We start from the raw sequence: 17,789 nt of genomic DNA, 5'->3' as shown, positions 1-17,789 counted from the left end.
CCCTTTGCGTTAATGCTGTTTTACTACCAATCAGAGAGATCAGAATGCGGTGGTATCTTTGAACAGGCCCACTTTCAGGTCGGTGGCGCTGTAGATCGGACGGCCGTCGACTTCGACCACACCATCAGCAATCCCCATCACCAGCTTGCGGTTGATGACGCGCTTGAAGGTGATCTTGTAGGTCACTTTCTTGGCAGTCGGCAGGATCTGGCCGGTGAATTTCACTTCACCTACGCCCAGAGCACGACCCTTGCCGGGGCCACCTTTCCAGCCAAGGAAGAAGCCAACCAGCTGCCACATGGCGTCCAGACCGAGACAGCCCGGCATCACGGGATCACCCGGGAAGTGGCAATCGAAGAACCAGAGATCCGGGGTAATGTCGAGCTCAGCCAGGATCTCGCCCTTGCCGTGTTCGCCGCCGTTGTCATTGATCTTGACGATGCGATCCATCATCAACATGTTGGGGGCAGGCAGCTGACTGTTACCCTCACCAAACAGTTCGCCACGGCTGCAAGCCAGCAGCTCTTCACGGGTAAAAGAGTTCTTGCCCTGTTCGCACAGGGAAAGGCGGGCTTCCATGGTGGTATTGTCTACGGTCACGCGGTATTTCCTTCAAATGGGTCAAAGCCGGGCCAATTTAGCTTACAGTTGTTCGCTAAACAACTCCGATCACTTCATCAGCGGCCAAACAGGCGCCCCAGCAGGGATTGCAGCAGTCCGACTTTGGCAGTGGAGCCGTTCAACTCGTCCAACCGCTCCTGAATACGGCCAAACAGGGTATCGGGCATATCAGGCTCACCGGCAACACAGCCAGTCAGCAACTCGATGGCTTCTTCCACATGATCCACCGGGTGGATGTGGAACTGGCCTGCTTCAACCGCTGCAATCACCTCGTCAGAGAGGTTCAGCTGCTGGATGTTGGTGCCCGGTAAAATAATCCCTTGCTTGCCGGTGATGCCGTGGATTTTGCACACCCGGAAGAAGCCTTCAATCTTCTCGTTCACGCCACCAACGGCCTGCACATTTCCAAACTGATCGACCGCACCGGTCACGGCGAAGTGCTGATAGATAGGCTGGCGGGCGAGGGCAGAGAGCAGGGCACACAAGCCGGTCAGTGAAGCGCTGTCGCCATCAATTTCGTGGTAAGACTGCTCGAACACCAGATTGGCCGACAGGGGGGAGGGGTTCTCTGCACCAAATTTGTTGGAGAGATAGCCGTGGATAATCATCATCGCCTTGGCGTGGATATGACCGGCCAGCTCCGCTTTGCGCTCGATATCCGCCACATCGCCATCACCAAGGTGTACGGTCGCGGTGAGGCGCACCGGCTCGCCGAAGTCATAAGGGTGACCGGAGACCTGAATGACAGACAGGCCGTTGATCTGGCCAATCTCTTCGCCATCGGTTTGCAGCAGGATCTGACCGTCGATAACCCCCTGATCGGACTGCTCAACCAGATAGTTGAGGCGGTAATCCTGCTCTTCCAGTGCGCCGCGGATATGCTCATCGGTGACCACATCAGATTCCAGCTCCCGGGCCAGACTGTCAGCCATCCGCATGATGGCGGAGAGTTGCACTTCGGAGAGCGACAGCCACTCCTGATGGTCACAGAGGCGGCTGGCATGACGACAAAGGGCGGCGAGGGCGGCTGGCGTGAAGTCCAGCAGGCTCCAGCGCTGGCGCAGCCAGGCCAGGTACTGCAGAAATTCCTGCAGATCCTCTTCAATATTCACCTCTGACACCAGATCCGCGCGCAGGAAGATGCGTTCGGACATATCCCGATCCAGCATCTGGAACTCGGCCACGTCGAGTCGGTCACCCACCAGGATCAGCTTGAGCTTGATGGGGGTTGCTTCAGGCGCGAAGAAGGGAGTCAGGGTTTTCCCTTCCTGATAGGCGTTCCAGTCCAGCTCACCTTTTTGCATGGCATTTTTCAGCTTGAACCAGAGATGTGGCTGATCCAGTAGCTCGTCCAGTTGCAAAATGAGGTAACCGCCGTTGGCTTCCCGTAGCAAGCCAGGCTCCAACAGGTGCTGGTTGGCATAGACAGAGCCTTGTTCGGTCTGGTAGTTGATGGAGCCAAACAGGGTATCCCAGTTGAGGTCACGGCCATAAATCACCGGCGCTTCCTGCGCTTCGTGGTGGATCAGCAGGTTGATCAGAATGGGGTGCTGGAACTCCAGACCCAATGCCACGTGAGCTGCCAAATCGGAGAGGAAATCATCGATTTTCGGATCATTGTTCTGCTTGCGCATGATGCGGGTCACGATGCGTTCGGCATCGAGATGGTGGCTCAACAGCTTGAGCAGCTCGCCAACCATTTCGCAAAACTCAACGCCGGTGCCCGGTTGCAGGCGCAGCCAGATAGGCTTGTAGGGGTTGTTCAGATTCTCGGTGTAGCAGAGATCAAACAGGTCACCATCCTTGCCATTGGAGTCGGCAATCAGCGTCTGGCAAACGCCTTCGTAATCTGCGCCGGGGAATCCGTTGAGCAGCATGACCGGACAGTCACCATCAAAACTGGCAAGACGTTTGATGCCGGAAATGGCTCTGGGTTGCAGCGAAGCAAAGGGGATAGGTTCAAGCTCGCTAAGCTTGGGGAACTGTTCAATCGCAAAAGCGGGTTTTAATTGTTCTGATGTTAATTCAGCCACTTAAGACATCCGGTCGAAGATAGGATCAATTGTTGCCATTATACACAGTTCAATAAGTGGTAACAGGAAACAAGATACGTGATTTAACATAATATACATTATGCGCAATGACGGTTGCAGGAGGACGGAATGAAGAGAACTGAACAATGGAGCCGTTTTGATGCGGTTGACTGCTTGGCCACTGAGGCCGACATGGTTGCGTATCTGCAGGCTGCTCTTGAAGATGGCGATCCGGCGCTGCTGACTGCGGCGTTTGATGATGTGGAGCGTGCTCGCGCCAAACTGCGTGGCCAGCCGCGCTACACGCTGGAAGAACTGTTGGCTCAGTGTGATCCCAATGCTGGTACATTTGATGAGCTTGATAGGATGTTGAATTCAGGGTCAGAGATTTGATCTTTTATTCTCGTATGCCGTTCAACTTGTCCATGGGAATGTATTGTGCGATAAAAATGAGGCCTCTCATGAGGCTGCGCTAATCAACTATAGAGGATCCTTGAATGGCAAAGAAGCCTGCACCTAAGTACCGTGACGCAGAAACAGGACAGTATGTTCCAAAGAAATATGCAGATAAGCACCCCAGTACAACGGTGAAAGAAACTGATAAACCGAAGAAAAAGTAAATGAGAGCTACTTGTAATTAATGCCGATAATCCCATTTATCGGCATCATCGTGAGAGATAACAAGTCTTTATTCAGCCGGTTCTGCGGCACAACTCATTCATCAGTCCAGCACATGACGATGAGCCTTCACGAATGCCGGTCTCGGCCAGCTTAAGAAGATCTTCACCCAAGTCAGCAAGACCGGCCATCCGGTTCCCCTGTTGTTTGGCAATGTAGAGGTCGGCCAACTTGGCCAACTGATCCGCCAAAGCCCCCTCGCCCACAACATCTACTCGCTCAACCAGAAAGCCAGGCGGTGCCTTTTCCTGGCCGAAGTAGTCATCCCAATGATCAGACATTCCCCCTCCCCTTAGTCGATATTATGAAACCACAAATGTCCCATTTTGAGACAAGAGTCCACTATTAAAGACAGTGGACTCTGGGGCCACGGATGCCCCCTCCCCCCAGGGTCAGCGCGGGGTATCTAGCGCGCGCAAGAGCCGATGTGGTTCACAAAAGCAGCGTGCGCGCTTGCTGGATACGTCTCATCAGAGCAACAAGTTGCTCAGCCGAGCCGCATCGCCGATGAACACCAAGAGGGATGACCTACGCATAATCACCCCCCCTAGCCGAAAAGGACAGCCAGGCCGCGAATGGATGGGGCTAACGAGAAATTGCGCATGCGCAAAAGTTTCTCATGCGAAACTCGGGGCCCATGACCAACCTTGAGACACTACCCCGCAAGCGGGGGCCCCTTCTCAAGGTTGTTCCTGGAATACGTGGTGGCGCTAGTTCAGGGGAAGCGCAGCGAGTGCCATCGTTGCCGAACTTTCTTGCAGGGGCTTGTTGCCCTGACAGTACAGAAAATGCTCCCGTTCATCATATACCAAGCGCAGCAGACAAGGCCCAAGGGAATAGACCTGATAACCGGCCATCATTAAGTCGCTCAGTTTCATTGAGAAGGAATAGGCATTGTTGCCCTTGGCCTCCAGGTAGTACTCGAACTGGGCATGAAACTTACCGGTATTGTCCTTATAGGATGTATCTGCCCAGCCGGTGATGGTGATATCAAACTTGGAGAATGGGGCTTCCTGAACGCTTTTAGCGGGGGTGGTCGGCATGACTGGTGCCGCCGCCTTCACTTCTGTGTCAGAAGGCGCTGGTGATGCTGCTGCCTGCTCTACCGGCACAGATACCGGCGCTGGGTCATCACTGCCCAGCATATTGAACAGGGACTTTACGCTCATTGGGACACCGATGAAGATGAGGATCACCGCCAACCACAACCACCATCTTTTCCACAGCGGCACAATATCGGAGGCTTTGGCCTCCTGAACACTGCCTTCTGTTTGGGTATGGGACTTGTAGAACGGGAAGAACGTCTTGTCGTACCGACGAACAGATTCAGAGAGGCAGGTTGCGCGAGCCCCAGCCCCATCGAGCACTTTGCGGGTGTAGGTTTTATCAGAGCCCGCAGCGGCGTGTTTGCTGACCAAGAACTGGATCTCGATCATGTCACGCAGATCCTTGTGCACCTTCCCCAGGGACTGGGTCATGAACAGAATGTCGTGGCCGTAATGACGGTGCATGGAGAAGTATTCCAGGCAGTTGATGAGGTCATCGCTCGCCTTCTTGTTACGCCCAGCTCGGGGGTATTGGAAGTGACATTCATCAATGACAAACAGCGGGCCTTGCCCCTGCTCGTTGCGCCACTCCTCTTGGGTGAAGTGCTCGGGGTCAGAGAAGGCCTTGATAGCGCCGTGCTCCCGACTAAAGCCATCCTGACGAACCTCAACGAGATCCCTCACCTCCTCGCCAAACACGGCGATCAGATGATCCATCATCAACGGCAGGTTGGTGACCACACGACGGCCTTCCTTGATGGCTGGGATCACGTGAAATGCGACTGCTTCATACGATTTGCCAGAGCCGGGACGGCCAACAATGATGTTTAGTGCCATGTTGCCTCCTTATGAACCGAGTCTGGTGAAGGGGATCAACTGGAGGATCAGGCGAACGCCAATCGCCGTCACAATGATGGCTGAGGCATCATTCACCCCCGCGATGGCCATGATGTTTTGCACATCAGCGGGGAGCATGGAGAAGTATTGAATGATGTTCATGGCCCCGAGCATGGATCCAAGGCCGGAGATAGCCAGGTGAACAATCGACAAGATCGCTTCAAAGAGGAAGCAGGCCAAATCCTTGAGCATGTCAAAGAGCGAGAGCAGCAGTGAATAGAGCAGGTTCAGGAAGTCATTCCAGCGGTGAGCAAACCAATCAAGCATGAGAGCACCTCATTTTTCGCATGAGAAAATCAAGCAGCGCGGACTTAGCCGCCGAACACTAAACGCCTGGCCAGCAAGCCGGCGCAGAAGATGACGAAAGCACGAATGGCTATCCAGACATTCGGCGGCACGGTCAGTTGATGGCAGCCGAAGTCAGCGAACCCCATGTCAAAACAGATTGTCCAGGTAGGGTATTCCCCTCCCCCTGACAGCTGTAGGCGGAAGCCATTAAGCCAGTCAAAAAGCGCGGTGTGTTGCAGCTCTTGCGTGAATCCGCTCCATACGCCTGCCATCCCAGCGGGATAACGAGACTTCCACCAAGAGGTTCCCTGCGCGGTATCGGGCAGGGTTTGTGCGGGGACGCTGGTTGTGAAGGTGTCGGAAAGCAGCCGGTTAGTTTCATCAATCCGCGTTTCTACGCCATGAAGGTCAACGGCGTTGGTCGTAGCCAATAGCTCATTGGTGCGGTCGAGACGAGATTCCAGGCCGCCAAGGTTGGAGACGGTAACAGAGCTGGGTATGCTGCCAGTGCCAGTGCCAGTGCCAGTGCCAGTGCCAGTGCCAGTGCCAGTGCCAGTGCCAGTGCCAGAACCGGAGCCTGTGCCGGTTCCCGAGCCAGTCCCAGAACCAGTTCCTGACCCCGTACCCGTCCCAGAGCCTGATCCAGTATTGCCACCTTCACCTGGAACGGTTGGTTTCGGGCCGGTGATAACAGGGCGAACTACACCGCCTGCAATTGCGCCAGTATCTGGGTCTGTAGTTGGTTTGCCGGTGATAACGGAATTAATGGCATCACCATATATTGGGTCAGTGACGGGAGGCAGTGGCTTACCCGATGGTAATACAACGGGAGGTGTCCCAATAATATCGAAGTCTGGGCGGTTATCAGGCTTAACCGGAATGACAACTGAGTTATCTACCAGATGAGGCTTGGGAAGGCGGGTGCCTGGATTTTTCATGTCCTGCAAATAGTGATCAGGGATAGTACCATCAACGCTGACACCATCGAGAACACTCGCTACAGACTCTTCCAAAACCTCTTCCTTATTAGTTGACTCAACTTTAAGCAAAGCAGTTTGGTAATCATATGAAACGGCAGAAGTTACAACGGATGATTTAACCATTGTGTCATTTCTGTATTCATTAACGACAATGTCAACATCATAGGCATAGCGGTAGTTCGTACCTGAAACACCAAAGAAAACCTTAGATAAGGGATTGGCCTCACAGCGGTTAAAAAAGCGAACAATAGTGTTGTTCGGCGGGATCACATCCTCACGGTAGAACTTACATGTCGGATTGGTATCCAAATACTGTGAAGTACGGATTGAAAGGACGCTGTTGGCTTCCTCAGTGATATAAGAAACACAGGTGGCCATATCTAAGGCTTTGTCACCTTGCTTGTAATAAGGGTCATCACTTTTGTTTCTGGAGGGATCAGGAAGGCCTGTAAATCTGTCAGGGGGCATACAGCTAGAAACTGGGGTTGAATCGGCGTAGGGGGAGTAACTGAACTCCTTCATAAGGTCACAATCAATAAATCCTGAAGAAGAAAAGTCACAACGTTTGACGTTATCAAGGCTATCACCATTGAGCGTTATTCCGTAACGCTTGAGCTGGAAAGAAAGCATACCGTAGGGGTCGATCTTCAAATCCTCCTTTGCGAAGTTCTTAAGCAACGGCGGAGTTGATATTGCAACAGCAGTAACAGCAGCAGCGCCCGCGGCGTACTGGACGGCCAGACGAGTAGCTAGGGTTCTGCCCGTCCAGATTGCGGCTTGTTCGGCCATAGCCATCACCACGGGGGCAAATGCCGGTAAGAACGCGCGTGCTTGGTTGACAGGCAGGCAGGCGGTGAGAAAGCACAATGAGTAAACAAGGAGTCTGCGCCACATATGGTGCTCCAAGAAATTTAGCGGCTAAATTTTTCGCATGAGAAAATGGCGCTGTAATATGTTGTAAAACGCTACAACATATTACAGTTGGCTTGCGTGGCTAAAAGTTTCGCATGAGAAACTTTCCGTTAGAAAAGGGGGCTTATGCCCCCTTCATTCCCATAACAAACGCCATTCCTGATAGTCCCCCTATCGTAATAATTGACGACATGAAGACGATATAGGCAAAGGAAGCGGTCATTAGGCTTTGCTGACCAAGCGTTTGGCCAAAGAGATCCCCTTGGTTGCCAGCGCGATGCCAACAATAGTGACACCGGCACTTGCAACGAAGGTTACAACCGTTCCCAAATTGACAGCAGCAAACATCTGGTCAAGAGCCGATGTTTCTCCGGCAGCAAAAGCCGGTGCAGAAGCTGCAACGATGATTACAGGAATAGCTTTTTTGATAATAGACATAAGTACCTCACAAGAGATTAATTACTTTTTTCGCTACACCGATAGCGAAGCCAGGAAACCAACCGAGAACAACAACTGCGCCAAACGCCCATGAAAACATAATGGCGATATCTGACGGTGCTATATCAACGGTGGATTGTTTATATTCCTCTACGGTTTGGATAATCATAGAGGAACATTCTTTTACAGGGATATCTGTCTGATACAGAAACCCCTGTTCATTAACAGCGATGCAATAAGCCATTTTTGCCTATGGTGTTATTCCCATGAGCGATAAAGAGTCTTCATTACCTTTTTCAATTCTTGCTCAGTGTTGAAAACTGTATTGCCGACATATACCAAGTCATCATCAACGTAGTGAAATATGATCCCAGGTATCGAACTGGTGAAGTAATGTCGTTTATCGCTTGAAAGAGCCTCTAGAACAGGGGTTGTCCCCTCCTCACAATGGATATGTCTTTTGAGAAATTTGAGCGCCATCGATCACACCTTGTTTTTCTCATGCGAAAGTGAGGTGACTTCGCGAAGAGCCGCATCATTGCTCATGTGGTAGGTCACGTTGGCTCCACGCTGACCAGACCATGCTTCAAGCCAAACAGGGATCTCGACAACTTTGTCGATCATGCTGTTGGCCTGCAGCGGGATGCCTGCTTGGGCAAGGGCGTTGGGAACACGGATCACTATTTGTTCTTCCTGGAAGCCGCCAAAGCCATTCGAACGGCTCACCGCAATGCCGATTTCATGGCGAGTGATAGGGCCGTTCCGCCCCTGTGTGTTTTGCTGACGAGAGCCGAGCATACGGCCACGGATGAGAACACCTTGATGCATAAATGACACTCCTTAACTGACGGCCCTGAGGCGGTGCCCAGGTGATGATGGATAAGAACGAGGCGGCATTGCCCCTGGTATGGGTTCGACAAGAGTTCGGGTGACCATAGGAACACCGGACGGGTCACGTTCGATGGTGACGACTTCTGTTGGTTGTGCTGCTGTGGCCATGCGGTCTAGTGTGCTGACTGGTTCGACATACCAGTCGGGGTGCTGCCGACCAAAATCGATATTGATCACCTGGATCAGCGGTACCACGTTGGAGGCTTCGCCAGAGAGATTTTGCAACTGTGCCTTGGTCAGGCCCACTGCCATCAAGTCAGTGAGGTGACGGCGGAAAGTCTCTCGGCTCATGCTGCGATAAACCGTTTCATACCCTTCATTGAGTAGCCGGCGATAAAAGCCATGAACCCTTTGGGCCTTGGCATAGCTGGTGTTCCCCTTCGGGGTGATGCGCTGATAACTGGTGTAGAGCGCGTTACGGATCTCGTCGTCGGTGTAGACCTTCATGGGCTGTTCCCCCAGGGCATCAAACAGTTCTTTAAATGCGGCTTTCCATAGATCGGCAATCAAACAGCGGCCGTCTTGCTCGTAGTCTTTTTGGTACTGGATGGCGTCAAACAATCTGAACGGGACGCCATGCTTGGTCAGCGCCCGTTGCTTCAATCGGGCTTCAAAGCGAACACAGAGGCTCGCATAGAGCTGCAATGCTGGGTTTTTCATGACCTCAACACAGCGGCGCAGTGATTCATTTTTCGGCTGTTTTTGAAGGCGTTTCATGTATTCAGCCAGCTGACGCTGGAACTCTGGGCCCTTCAAATAGGCTTTCAGGGAGCGATGACGGCTGCCGGTGTTCCACTCGGCAGTGGTTTCATGATCACGGTTCATCCGGCTCTGCTTGGTCTGTCCGGAACGGATGTTCTTGAGTGCAGAAATGACCTGTTTCCCCTGCTCTTCTGTATTCACCCGGGCGGAGAACGTTACATCGATCCATTCAAGGGTGGTGTTTGGAATGTCCAGCATTTCAAACAGTTCAGGGCAGGCGCATGCCAGTGTTGCCAGCAGTTCGGTCGAGCAGAGCTCGATGCTCGTTGGGCCGAACACATTGTGACCTTGCAACAGTTTTGCTGGAGAGGCTTTGAGTTCGACACCTGGAAGGCGGTTGCTACCCCCTTGATGGATCTTCATTGCAAGGCTGCCGAAGTGACTTGGCAGTGACTCGAAGGGATGGGACAGGCCGGAAACGGTCAAATCCCCATCAGTCTCATACTCAACGGCCATTGCGGAGAGTTTTAGCCTCCCCTGCTTCGCGACCTGCTCCAGATCGATGTAGACCCCCGAGCGATGATCGGCCGTTGGAGATACCAACTGCCATTCGCTTTTGAAGGGTAAATCGAGCTTGAGGAGGTCTATCACGAGAAACCTTGGCAATACCAATATAGACACTAAAGGGTGTCACATATGTTACGTGAGAGCCTGTGCTAGAATCAAGGTAAATGACACTGGAAAGTGTCAAATAAGATCCTTTGGCGAGAATGGAAAAAACAGGAGGGTAGAATGACTGGTGTACCCAACCAGCAACATGATGAAGAGACTATGACCGACCTACAAAGGGCTGAGCGCATCAAAACGGCCATAACAACCCACTCTACATATGAACGCATTGAGGAGATGACTGGGGTCAACATAACGACACTCAAGCGTATCGCATCTGGCAAAAGGGACGTTTACGCGAGCGAGCTGGAGAAGATCGCGGAAGCAACCCAAGAATCACCCGTCTATCTCATGTTTGGCGAAGACAAGGACATGGTGAAAAAAGGGAAGCTCATGTTCGATGGCCGAAGGAACAAAGTTGCAGAAGCGGCCATGTTTAGCCTCTACAACATCAGAACGCTGAAGGATGACGAGATTATCGTCATTGCGAAACTGATTGCCGGTCTCCAAGCTATGAGGGTAAGTGAGCGGTTTTTCCTGAAAGACTTAGAGAAGCTCAGGGAGCTAAAAGATAGTGAAGGCGACGAGTAGTCATCACCACCAGGGGGGCTTTTATAGCCCCCTTTTCTTTTTTAAAAGGCGGGAAATTTATTATTAATTGGCTGCCGATTTTTTAATAAAAAATCTAATTAAAACAAATAGTTCGAGTGTTTACATCGTGTCAACTCTGTGTATTATGAGACCTGCGGGGAACCTGTATGAATGTACAGCTCGCTTGTTTTAACTACCAAGAGGAAATGAGTTATGAGTTCAAAATCAGATGACACGAGTAGTATTGCTCTTATTGCACTTGTGGTGTTCGGCGGGCTGGTGTTCTTGGCATTGCGCTGGGTAATGTCCGCGTTTGAAGTACCGTTGCCGGTAGCTGTAGAAGCCCTGTATCGAATGGGCATATGGGCAGTGTTGGTGAGCATTGCGTTCTTCTACCTTCAAGCAAATGATCTCCCGGGGAGGATACAAGACAGCTGGCCCATATTCATGGGTACCTCTGTGATCGTCTTCTCCCCGATCTTAAAACACTGGGCAGGTGGCCGATTTGGCGACCCGCTGTTTATTGAACCAGCTTGGTACGGAAAGGATGGCTGGCAAACGCTGATGACCGTGGGGGTAATTGCTCTTGGGTATGTGTTGAAATGGTGGTGGGACAATAAGTGATGGCAAGAACCACTACATGTGGGATGAAAATCAACTGTCTGCCAAATGCCGCCAATAAAGGCGGCATTTGGCCCTTTGGGGAAGCAAAGTATCATCTTTGAATCGGAGTGAGCGCATCTATCGACTTCTCAGATGAAAATAGAGTTTCATCCTACTATAGACCTCACAAACTCAGTCATAGCTAGCACAGCCAAAGCAAAACATAGATTTGCAATAGGCGGGTTCGTAGCAAGGGTGTTCATCAATACAAAAACCATGAGCTTCTCCTGGAGGATAAGTAGAAGCTGCATCTTGAAGCAACTGACCACATGTTGCGACTAGCAAAAGGGGGGTAAAACTGTTCAAAAAAGCATCGCTAGTTTTTGGGCTTAGTTAGCTTCTTGTTAGACTCATCCCAAACCCAACCTTGCTTCATCAGTTCCTCATAAAAAACAAAATGTGGCTCTGAGATCGAATCGAACCTGATTAGATCGGGGGTAGTAGGCTCAGCATCCCCACCTATAATCCTGTACCCGTAGGGAGCCTGCGTGGTTCTGCTTTCCAGCCACAAGGAACGCCGCTCAGTATTAAAAAGACCCTCTTTGATTTTCTTTCTCAAGGTCTTCACTGGCTCTTTAAGGTCAGCCACGTGAAAACCGGCACGCCAAACAATCTCCTTCTGCAACTCACTACCATCAGCGGCTCTCAACGCCTCCAATAAATCAAGTTCACGCTTACGAATTGTTTTAGGTCTAGCCATGTATAGCATCCTCTCCCATCATTCAGCTCGGTGCCATATCAACAGGTACTGAGGGGGCACGGTAAGTCAGGATGGAACTTTATAGTCTCATCCCACACTATGTTCATTTTGCTATCTGTTTTATGGTCACTGCGCATAAATGCGGATTATGTTACGGGCGCTCCGGCGTTGGGACGATGCCAGCAAGCTGTCCCACGTCCCTGCCTAGTCGCGTCCCCCTGCCCCTTCGGGATTATCGCAGGGGGAAAACCCTCAACATAATACCGCGGCCACATTATGCGCAATGACGGTTGCAGGAGGACGGAATGAAGAGAACTGAACAATGGAGCCGTTTTGATGCGGTTGACTGCTTGGCCACTGAGGCCGACATGGTTGCGTATCTGCAGGCTGCTCTTGAAGATGGCGATCCGGCGCTGCTGACTGCGGCGTTTGATGATGTGGAGCGTGCTCGCGCCAAACTGCGTGGCCAGCCGCGCTACACGCTGGAAGAACTGTTGGCTCAGTGTGATCCCAATGCTGGTACATTTGATGAGCTTGATAGGATGTTGAATTCAGGGTCAGAGATTTGATCTTTTATTCTCGTATGCCGTTCAACTTGTCCATGGGAATGTATTGTGCGATAAAAATGAGGCCTCTCATGAGGCTGCGCTAATCAACTATAGAGGATCCTTGAATGGCAAAGAAGCCTGCACCTAAGTACCGTGACGCAGAAACAGGACAGTATGTTCCAAAGAAATATGCAGATAAGCACCCCAGTACAACGGTGAAAGAAACTGATAAACCGAAGAAAAAGTAAATGAGAGCTACTTGTAATTAATGCCGATAATCCCATTTATCGGCATCATCGTGAGAGATAACAAGTCTTTATTCAGCCGGTTCTGCGGCACAACTCATTCATCAGTCCAGCACATGACGATGAGCCTTCACGAATGCCGGTCTCGGCCAGCTTAAGAAGATCTTCACCCAAGTCAGCAAGACCGGCCATCCGGTTCCCCTGTTGTTTGGCAATGTAGAGGTCGGCCAACTTGGCCAACTGATCCGCCAAAGCCCCCTCGCCCACAACATCTACTCGCTCAACCAGAAAGCCAGGCGGTGCCTTTTCCTGGCCGAAGTAGTCATCCCAATGATCAGACATTCCCCCTCCCCTTAGTCGATATTATGAAACCACAAATGTCCCATTTTGAGACAAGAGTCCACTATTAAAGACAGTGGACTCTGGGGCCACGGATGCCCCCTCCCCCCAGGGTCAGCGCGGGGTATCTAGCGCGCGCAAGAGCCGATGTGGTTCACAAAAGCAGCGTGCGCGCTTGCTGGATACGTCTCATCAGAGCAACAAGTTGCTCAGCCGAGCCGCATCGCCGATGAACACCAAGAGGGATGACCTACGCATAATCACCCCCCCTAGCCGAAAAGGACAGCCAGGCCGCGAATGGATGGGGCTAACGAGAAATTGCGCATGCGCAAAAGTTTCTCATGCGAAACTCGGGGCCCATGACCAACCTTGAGACACTACCCCGCAAGCGGGGGCCCCTTCTCAAGGTTGTTCCTGGAATACGTGGTGGCGCTAGTTCAGGGGAAGCGCAGCGAGTGCCATCGTTGCCGAACTTTCTTGCAGGGGCTTGTTGCCCTGACAGTACAGAAAATGCTCCCGTTCATCATATACCAAGCGCAGCAGACAAGGCCCAAGGGAATAGACCTGATAACCGGCCATCATTAAGTCGCTCAGTTTCATTGAGAAGGAATAGGCATTGTTGCCCTTGGCCTCCAGGTAGTACTCGAACTGGGCATGAAACTTACCGGTATTGTCCTTATAGGATGTATCTGCCCAGCCGGTGATGGTGATATCAAACTTGGAGAATGGGGCTTCCTGAACGCTTTTAGCGGGGGTGGTCGGCATGACTGGTGCCGCCGCCTTCACTTCTGTGTCAGAAGGCGCTGGTGATGCTGCTGCCTGCTCTACCGGCACAGATACCGGCGCTGGGTCATCACTGCCCAGCATATTGAACAGGGACTTTACGCTCATTGGGACACCGATGAAGATGAGGATCACCGCCAACCACAACCACCATCTTTTCCACAGCGGCACAATATCGGAGGCTTTGGCCTCCTGAACACTGCCTTCTGTTTGGGTATGGGACTTGTAGAACGGGAAGAACGTCTTGTCGTACCGACGAACAGATTCAGAGAGGCAGGTTGCGCGAGCCCCAGCCCCATCGAGCACTTTGCGGGTGTAGGTTTTATCAGAGCCCGCAGCGGCGTGTTTGCTGACCAAGAACTGGATCTCGATCATGTCACGCAGATCCTTGTGCACCTTCCCCAGGGACTGGGTCATGAACAGAATGTCGTGGCCGTAATGACGGTGCATGGAGAAGTATTCCAGGCAGTTGATGAGGTCATCGCTCGCCTTCTTGTTACGCCCAGCTCGGGGGTATTGGAAGTGACATTCATCAATGACAAACAGCGGGCCTTGCCCCTGCTCGTTGCGCCACTCCTCTTGGGTGAAGTGCTCGGGGTCAGAGAAGGCCTTGATAGCGCCGTGCTCCCGACTAAAGCCATCCTGACGAACCTCAACGAGATCCCTCACCTCCTCGCCAAACACGGCGATCAGATGATCCATCATCAACGGCAGGTTGGTGACCACACGACGGCCTTCCTTGATGGCTGGGATCACGTGAAATGCGACTGCTTCATACGATTTGCCAGAGCCGGGACGGCCAACAATGATGTTTAGTGCCATGTTGCCTCCTTATGAACCGAGTCTGGTGAAGGGGATCAACTGGAGGATCAGGCGAACGCCAATCGCCGTCACAATGATGGCTGAGGCATCATTCACCCCCGCGATGGCCATGATGTTTTGCACATCAGCGGGGAGCATGGAGAAGTATTGAATGATGTTCATGGCCCCGAGCATGGATCCAAGGCCGGAGATAGCCAGGTGAACAATCGACAAGATCGCTTCAAAGAGGAAGCAGGCCAAATCCTTGAGCATGTCAAAGAGCGAGAGCAGCAGTGAATAGAGCAGGTTCAGGAAGTCATTCCAGCGGTGAGCAAACCAATCAAGCATGAGAGCACCTCATTTTTCGCATGAGAAAATCAAGCAGCGCGGACTTAGCCGCCGAACACTAAACGCCTGGCCAGCAAGCCGGCGCAGAAGATGACGAAAGCACGAATGGCTATCCAGACATTCGGCGGCACGGTCAGTTGATGGCAGCCGAAGTCAGCGAACCCCATGTCAAAACAGATTGTCCAGGTAGGGTATTCCCCTCCCCCTGACAGCTGTAGGCGGAAGCCATTAAGCCAGTCAAAAAGCGCGGTGTGTTGCAGCTCTTGCGTGAATCCGCTCCATACGCCTGCCATCCCAGCGGGATAACGAGACTTCCACCAAGAGGTTCCCTGCGCGGTATCGGGCAGGGTTTGTGCGGGGACGCTGGTTGTGAAGGTGTCGGAAAGCAGCCGGTTAGTTTCATCAATCCGCGTTTCTACGCCATGAAGGTCAACGGCGTTGGTCGTAGCCAATAGCTCATTGGTGCGGTCGAGACGAGATTCCAGGCCGCCAAGGTTGGAGACGGTAACAGAGCTGGGTATGCTGCCAGTGCCAGTGCCAGTGCCAGTGCCAGTGCCAGTGCCAGTGCCAGTGCCAGTGCCAGTGCCAGAACCGGAGCCTGTGCCGGTTCCCGAGCCAGTCCCAGAACCAGTTCCTGACCCCGTACCCGTCCCAGAGCCTGATCCAGTATTGCCACCTTCACCTGGAACGGTTGGTTTCGGGCCGGTGATAACAGGGCGAACTACACCGCCTGCAATTGCGCCAGTATCTGGGTCTGTAGTTGGTTTGCCGGTGATAACGGAATTAATGGCATCACCATATATTGGGTCAGTGACGGGAGGCAGTGGCTTACCCGATGGTAATACAACGGGAGGTGTCCCAATAATATCGAAGTCTGGGCGGTTATCAGGCTTAACCGGAATGACAACTGAGTTATCTACCAGATGAGGCTTGGGAAGGCGGGTGCCTGGATTTTTCATGTCCTGCAAATAGTGATCAGGGATAGTACCATCAACGCTGACACCATCGAGAACACTCGCTACAGACTCTTCCAAAACCTCTTCCTTATTAGTTGACTCAACTTTAAGCAAAGCAGTTTGGTAATCATATGAAACGGCAGAAGTTACAACGGATGATTTAACCATTGTGTCATTTCTGTATTCATTAACGACAATGTCAACATCATAGGCATAGCGGTAGTTCGTACCTGAAACACCAAAGAAAACCTTAGATAAGGGATTGGCCTCACAGCGGTTAAAAAAGCGAACAATAGTGTTGTTCGGCGGGATCACATCCTCACGGTAGAACTTACATGTCGGATTGGTATCCAAATACTGTGAAGTACGGATTGAAAGGACGCTGTTGGCTTCCTCAGTGATATAAGAAACACAGGTGGCCATATCTAAGGCTTTGTCACCTTGCTTGTAATAAGGGTCATCACTTTTGTTTCTGGAGGGATCAGGAAGGCCTGTAAATCTGTCAGGGGGCATACAGCTAGAAACTGGGGTTGAATCGGCGTAGGGGGAGTAACTGAACTCCTTCATAAGGTCACAATCAATAAATCCTGAAGAAGAAAAGTCACAACGTTTGACGTTATCAAGGCTATCACCATTGAGCGTTATTCCGTAACGCTTGAGCTGGAAAGAAAGCATACCGTAGGGGTCGATCTTCAAATCCTCCTTTGCGAAGTTCTTAAGCAACGGCGGAGTTGATATTGCAACAGCAGTAACAGCAGCAGCGCCCGCGGCGTACTGGACGGCCAGACGAGTAGCTAGGGTTCTGCCCGTCCAGATTGCGGCTTGTTCGGCCATAGCCATCACCACGGGGGCAAATGCCGGTAAGAACGCGCGTGCTTGGTTGACAGGCAGGCAGGCGGTGAGAAAGCACAATGAGTAAACAAGGAGTCTGCGCCACATATGGTGCTCCAAGAAATTTAGCGGCTAAATTTTTCGCATGAGAAAATGGCGCTGTAATATGTTGTAAAACGCTACAACATATTACAGTTGGCTTGCGTGGCTAAAAGTTTCGCATGAGAAACTTTCCGTTAGAAAAGGGGGCTTATGCCCCCTTCATTCCCATAACAAACGCCATTCCTGATAGTCCCCCTATCGTAATAATTGACGACATGAAGACGATATAGGCAAAGGAAGCGGTCATTAGGCTTTGCTGACCAAGCGTTTGGCCAAAGAGATCCCCTTGGTTGCCAGCGCGATGCCAACAATAGTGACACCGGCACTTGCAACGAAGGTTACAACCGTTCCCAAATTGACAGCAGCAAACATCTGGTCAAGAGCCGATGTTTCTCCGGCAGCAAAAGCCGGTGCAGAAGCTGCAACGATGATTACAGGAATAGCTTTTTTGATAATAGACATAAGTACCTCACAAGAGATTAATTACTTTTTTCGCTACACCGATAGCGAAGCCAGGAAACCAACCGAGAACAACAACTGCGCCAAACGCCCATGAAAACATAATGGCGATATCTGACGGTGCTATATCAACGGTGGATTGTTTATATTCCTCTACGGTTTGGATAATCATAGAGGAACATTCTTTTACAGGGATATCTGTCTGATACAGAAACCCCTGTTCATTAACAGCGATGCAATAAGCCATTTTTGCCTATGGTGTTATTCC

General features: G+C 51.6%; 23 protein-coding genes. 6 read left to right on the top strand and 17 right to left on the bottom strand.

The features are described 5' to 3' along the window. Positions 1 to 39: 39 nt before the first annotated feature. Both fabA and I6L41_RS06230 read right to left on the bottom strand, forming a co-directional pair. The gene (fabA, locus tag I6L41_RS06235; protein WP_196783564.1) at positions 40 to 579 is read right to left on the bottom strand and encodes a 3-hydroxyacyl-[acyl-carrier-protein] dehydratase FabA; all 540 of its coding nucleotides are present in this window, start codon (positions 577 to 579) and stop codon (positions 40 to 42) included. A 98-nt stretch (positions 580 to 677) separates the two neighbouring features. Beyond that, the gene (locus I6L41_RS06230; protein ID WP_110303684.1) at positions 678 to 2,654 is read right to left on the bottom strand and encodes a Lon protease family protein; all 1,977 of its coding nucleotides are present in this window, start codon (positions 2,652 to 2,654) and stop codon (positions 678 to 680) included. A 129-nt stretch (positions 2,655 to 2,783) separates the two neighbouring features. On the opposite strand from I6L41_RS06230, the gene I6L41_RS06225 reads away from it, so the two are divergent. After that, positions 2,784 to 3,047: a hypothetical protein gene (locus I6L41_RS06225; RefSeq protein WP_201890005.1), complete on the top strand. Its 264-nt coding sequence runs from the start codon at positions 2,784 to 2,786 to the stop codon at positions 3,045 to 3,047. 104 nt (positions 3,048 to 3,151) lie between these two features. After that, positions 3,152 to 3,274, top strand: a complete 123-nt coding sequence (locus tag I6L41_RS20815) for a multidrug transporter (RefSeq protein ID WP_108540654.1) — start codon at positions 3,152 to 3,154, stop codon at positions 3,272 to 3,274. A 72-nt stretch (positions 3,275 to 3,346) separates the two neighbouring features. Here I6L41_RS20815 and I6L41_RS06220 read toward each other — a convergent pair whose 3' ends face one another. The 8 genes from I6L41_RS06220 to I6L41_RS06185 all read right to left on the bottom strand — a co-directional run bounded on the left by I6L41_RS06220 (position 3,347) and on the right by I6L41_RS06185 (position 10,137). Continuing rightward, positions 3,347 to 3,613, bottom strand: a complete 267-nt coding sequence (locus I6L41_RS06220; RefSeq protein WP_216962746.1) for a hypothetical protein — start codon at positions 3,611 to 3,613, stop codon at positions 3,347 to 3,349. 429 nt (positions 3,614 to 4,042) lie between these two features. Then, positions 4,043 to 5,215: a zonular occludens toxin domain-containing protein gene (locus tag I6L41_RS06215; protein WP_216962743.1), complete on the bottom strand. Its 1,173-nt coding sequence runs from the start codon at positions 5,213 to 5,215 to the stop codon at positions 4,043 to 4,045. 9 nt (positions 5,216 to 5,224) lie between these two features. Beyond that, on the bottom strand, positions 5,225 to 5,542 hold the full coding sequence (locus tag I6L41_RS06210; protein ID WP_047440322.1) for a DUF2523 family protein: 318 nt from the start codon (positions 5,540 to 5,542) through the stop codon (positions 5,225 to 5,227). Positions 5,543 to 5,586: 44 nt separating this feature from the next. Continuing rightward, positions 5,587 to 7,332, bottom strand: a complete 1,746-nt coding sequence (locus I6L41_RS06205; RefSeq protein ID WP_216962740.1) for a hypothetical protein — start codon at positions 7,330 to 7,332, stop codon at positions 5,587 to 5,589. A gap of 345 nt (positions 7,333 to 7,677) precedes the next feature. Further along, positions 7,678 to 7,893 carry a hypothetical protein gene (locus I6L41_RS06200; RefSeq protein ID WP_052200095.1) on the bottom strand — a complete coding sequence of 72 codons (216 nt, stop codon included), beginning with the start codon at positions 7,891 to 7,893 and terminating at the stop codon, positions 7,678 to 7,680. A gap of 7 nt (positions 7,894 to 7,900) precedes the next feature. Beyond that, positions 7,901 to 8,062 (bottom strand): hypothetical protein, encoded by a 162-nt coding sequence (locus tag I6L41_RS06195; RefSeq protein ID WP_154109889.1) that lies wholly within the window; start codon positions 8,060 to 8,062, stop codon positions 7,901 to 7,903. Between the two features lie 314 nt (positions 8,063 to 8,376). Beyond that, on the bottom strand, positions 8,377 to 8,721 hold the full coding sequence (locus I6L41_RS06190; RefSeq protein WP_042023432.1) for a DNA-binding protein: 345 nt from the start codon (positions 8,719 to 8,721) through the stop codon (positions 8,377 to 8,379). Positions 8,722 to 8,733: 12 nt separating this feature from the next. Beyond that, positions 8,734 to 10,137, bottom strand: coding sequence for a phage/plasmid replication protein, II/X family (locus I6L41_RS06185; protein ID WP_216962737.1), 1,404 nt, complete (start codon positions 10,135 to 10,137; stop codon positions 8,734 to 8,736). Between the two features lie 141 nt (positions 10,138 to 10,278). Here I6L41_RS06185 and I6L41_RS06180 point away from each other — a divergent pair, with 141 nt between their 5' ends. Together I6L41_RS06180 and I6L41_RS06175 are read left to right on the top strand one after the other, a co-directional pair. After that, the gene (locus I6L41_RS06180; RefSeq protein WP_201889999.1) at positions 10,279 to 10,746 is read left to right on the top strand and encodes a helix-turn-helix transcriptional regulator; all 468 of its coding nucleotides are present in this window, start codon (positions 10,279 to 10,281) and stop codon (positions 10,744 to 10,746) included. Between the two features lie 213 nt (positions 10,747 to 10,959). Further along, complete coding sequence (locus I6L41_RS06175) at positions 10,960 to 11,370, top strand: hypothetical protein (protein ID WP_216962734.1); 411 nt, start codon at positions 10,960 to 10,962, stop codon at positions 11,368 to 11,370. Positions 11,371 to 11,725: 355 nt separating this feature from the next. On the opposite strand, the gene I6L41_RS06170 is transcribed toward I6L41_RS06175, so the two are convergent. Further along, positions 11,726 to 12,109 carry a hypothetical protein gene (locus tag I6L41_RS06170; protein ID WP_216962731.1) on the bottom strand — a complete coding sequence of 128 codons (384 nt, stop codon included), beginning with the start codon at positions 12,107 to 12,109 and terminating at the stop codon, positions 11,726 to 11,728. Positions 12,110 to 12,414: 305 nt separating this feature from the next. On the opposite strand from I6L41_RS06170, the gene I6L41_RS06165 reads away from it, so the two are divergent. Together I6L41_RS06165 and I6L41_RS20810 are read left to right on the top strand one after the other, a co-directional pair. Further along, positions 12,415 to 12,678 (top strand): hypothetical protein, encoded by a 264-nt coding sequence (locus tag I6L41_RS06165; protein ID WP_201890005.1) that lies wholly within the window; start codon positions 12,415 to 12,417, stop codon positions 12,676 to 12,678. 104 nt (positions 12,679 to 12,782) lie between these two features. Beyond that, positions 12,783 to 12,905 carry a multidrug transporter gene (locus I6L41_RS20810; protein WP_108540654.1) on the top strand — a complete coding sequence of 41 codons (123 nt, stop codon included), beginning with the start codon at positions 12,783 to 12,785 and terminating at the stop codon, positions 12,903 to 12,905. A gap of 72 nt (positions 12,906 to 12,977) precedes the next feature. Here I6L41_RS20810 and I6L41_RS06160 read toward each other — a convergent pair whose 3' ends face one another. The 6 genes from I6L41_RS06160 to I6L41_RS06135 form a co-directional block, all read right to left on the bottom strand. Next, the gene (locus I6L41_RS06160) at positions 12,978 to 13,244 is read right to left on the bottom strand and encodes a hypothetical protein (protein WP_216962746.1); all 267 of its coding nucleotides are present in this window, start codon (positions 13,242 to 13,244) and stop codon (positions 12,978 to 12,980) included. Positions 13,245 to 13,673: 429 nt separating this feature from the next. Then, positions 13,674 to 14,846: a zonular occludens toxin domain-containing protein gene (locus I6L41_RS06155; RefSeq protein WP_216962743.1), complete on the bottom strand. Its 1,173-nt coding sequence runs from the start codon at positions 14,844 to 14,846 to the stop codon at positions 13,674 to 13,676. Between the two features lie 9 nt (positions 14,847 to 14,855). Next, entirely contained in the window at positions 14,856 to 15,173 is a 318-nt protein-coding gene (locus I6L41_RS06150) for a DUF2523 family protein (RefSeq protein WP_047440322.1), read from the bottom strand. A 44-nt stretch (positions 15,174 to 15,217) separates the two neighbouring features. Beyond that, positions 15,218 to 16,963: a hypothetical protein gene (locus tag I6L41_RS06145; RefSeq protein WP_216962740.1), complete on the bottom strand. Its 1,746-nt coding sequence runs from the start codon at positions 16,961 to 16,963 to the stop codon at positions 15,218 to 15,220. Between the two features lie 345 nt (positions 16,964 to 17,308). Further along, a complete protein-coding gene (locus I6L41_RS06140; protein WP_052200095.1) occupies positions 17,309 to 17,524 on the bottom strand; it encodes a hypothetical protein in 216 nt (71 codons plus the stop codon). Between the two features lie 7 nt (positions 17,525 to 17,531). After that, positions 17,532 to 17,693, bottom strand: a complete 162-nt coding sequence (locus tag I6L41_RS06135) for a hypothetical protein (protein WP_154109889.1) — start codon at positions 17,691 to 17,693, stop codon at positions 17,532 to 17,534. Between the last annotated feature and the right edge of the window lie 96 nt (positions 17,694 to 17,789).

This window comes from Aeromonas sp. FDAARGOS 1411, from assembly GCF_019047125.1.
Classification (GTDB): domain Bacteria; phylum Pseudomonadota; class Gammaproteobacteria; order Enterobacterales; family Aeromonadaceae; genus Aeromonas; species Aeromonas veronii.
Note: the sequence above shows the minus strand (reverse complement) of the source record. Positions and strands in the feature narration are given on the sequence as shown.

Bases quoted from the DNA above. Each gene is read 5' to 3' on its own strand.
- fabA (WP_196783564.1), bottom strand. From the start codon at position 579: ATGGAAGCCCGCCTTTCCCTGTGCGAACAGGGCAAGAACTCTTTTACC.
- I6L41_RS06225 (WP_201890005.1), top strand. From the start codon at position 2,784: ATGAAGAGAACTGAACAATGGAGCCGTTTTGATGCGGTTGACTGCTTG.
- I6L41_RS20815 (WP_108540654.1), top strand. From the start codon at position 3,152: ATGGCAAAGAAGCCTGCACCTAAGTACCGTGACGCAGAAACAGGACAG.
- I6L41_RS06220 (WP_216962746.1), bottom strand. From the start codon at position 3,613: ATGTCTGATCATTGGGATGACTACTTCGGCCAGGAAAAGGCACCGCCT.
- I6L41_RS06215 (WP_216962743.1), bottom strand. From the start codon at position 5,215: ATGGCACTAAACATCATTGTTGGCCGTCCCGGCTCTGGCAAATCGTAT.
- I6L41_RS06210 (WP_047440322.1), bottom strand. From the start codon at position 5,542: ATGCTTGATTGGTTTGCTCACCGCTGGAATGACTTCCTGAACCTGCTC.
- I6L41_RS06205 (WP_216962740.1), bottom strand. From the start codon at position 7,332: ATGGCCGAACAAGCCGCAATCTGGACGGGCAGAACCCTAGCTACTCGT.
- I6L41_RS06200 (WP_052200095.1), bottom strand. From the start codon at position 7,893: ATGTCTATTATCAAAAAAGCTATTCCTGTAATCATCGTTGCAGCTTCT.
- I6L41_RS06195 (WP_154109889.1), bottom strand. From the start codon at position 8,062: ATGATTATCCAAACCGTAGAGGAATATAAACAATCCACCGTTGATATA.
- I6L41_RS06190 (WP_042023432.1), bottom strand. From the start codon at position 8,721: ATGCATCAAGGTGTTCTCATCCGTGGCCGTATGCTCGGCTCTCGTCAG.
- I6L41_RS06180 (WP_201889999.1), top strand. From the start codon at position 10,279: ATGACTGGTGTACCCAACCAGCAACATGATGAAGAGACTATGACCGAC.
- I6L41_RS06175 (WP_216962734.1), top strand. From the start codon at position 10,960: ATGAGTTCAAAATCAGATGACACGAGTAGTATTGCTCTTATTGCACTT.
- I6L41_RS06170 (WP_216962731.1), bottom strand. From the start codon at position 12,109: ATGGCTAGACCTAAAACAATTCGTAAGCGTGAACTTGATTTATTGGAG.
- I6L41_RS06165 (WP_201890005.1), top strand. From the start codon at position 12,415: ATGAAGAGAACTGAACAATGGAGCCGTTTTGATGCGGTTGACTGCTTG.
- I6L41_RS20810 (WP_108540654.1), top strand. From the start codon at position 12,783: ATGGCAAAGAAGCCTGCACCTAAGTACCGTGACGCAGAAACAGGACAG.
- I6L41_RS06160 (WP_216962746.1), bottom strand. From the start codon at position 13,244: ATGTCTGATCATTGGGATGACTACTTCGGCCAGGAAAAGGCACCGCCT.
- I6L41_RS06155 (WP_216962743.1), bottom strand. From the start codon at position 14,846: ATGGCACTAAACATCATTGTTGGCCGTCCCGGCTCTGGCAAATCGTAT.
- I6L41_RS06150 (WP_047440322.1), bottom strand. From the start codon at position 15,173: ATGCTTGATTGGTTTGCTCACCGCTGGAATGACTTCCTGAACCTGCTC.
- I6L41_RS06145 (WP_216962740.1), bottom strand. From the start codon at position 16,963: ATGGCCGAACAAGCCGCAATCTGGACGGGCAGAACCCTAGCTACTCGT.
- I6L41_RS06140 (WP_052200095.1), bottom strand. From the start codon at position 17,524: ATGTCTATTATCAAAAAAGCTATTCCTGTAATCATCGTTGCAGCTTCT.
- I6L41_RS06135 (WP_154109889.1), bottom strand. From the start codon at position 17,693: ATGATTATCCAAACCGTAGAGGAATATAAACAATCCACCGTTGATATA.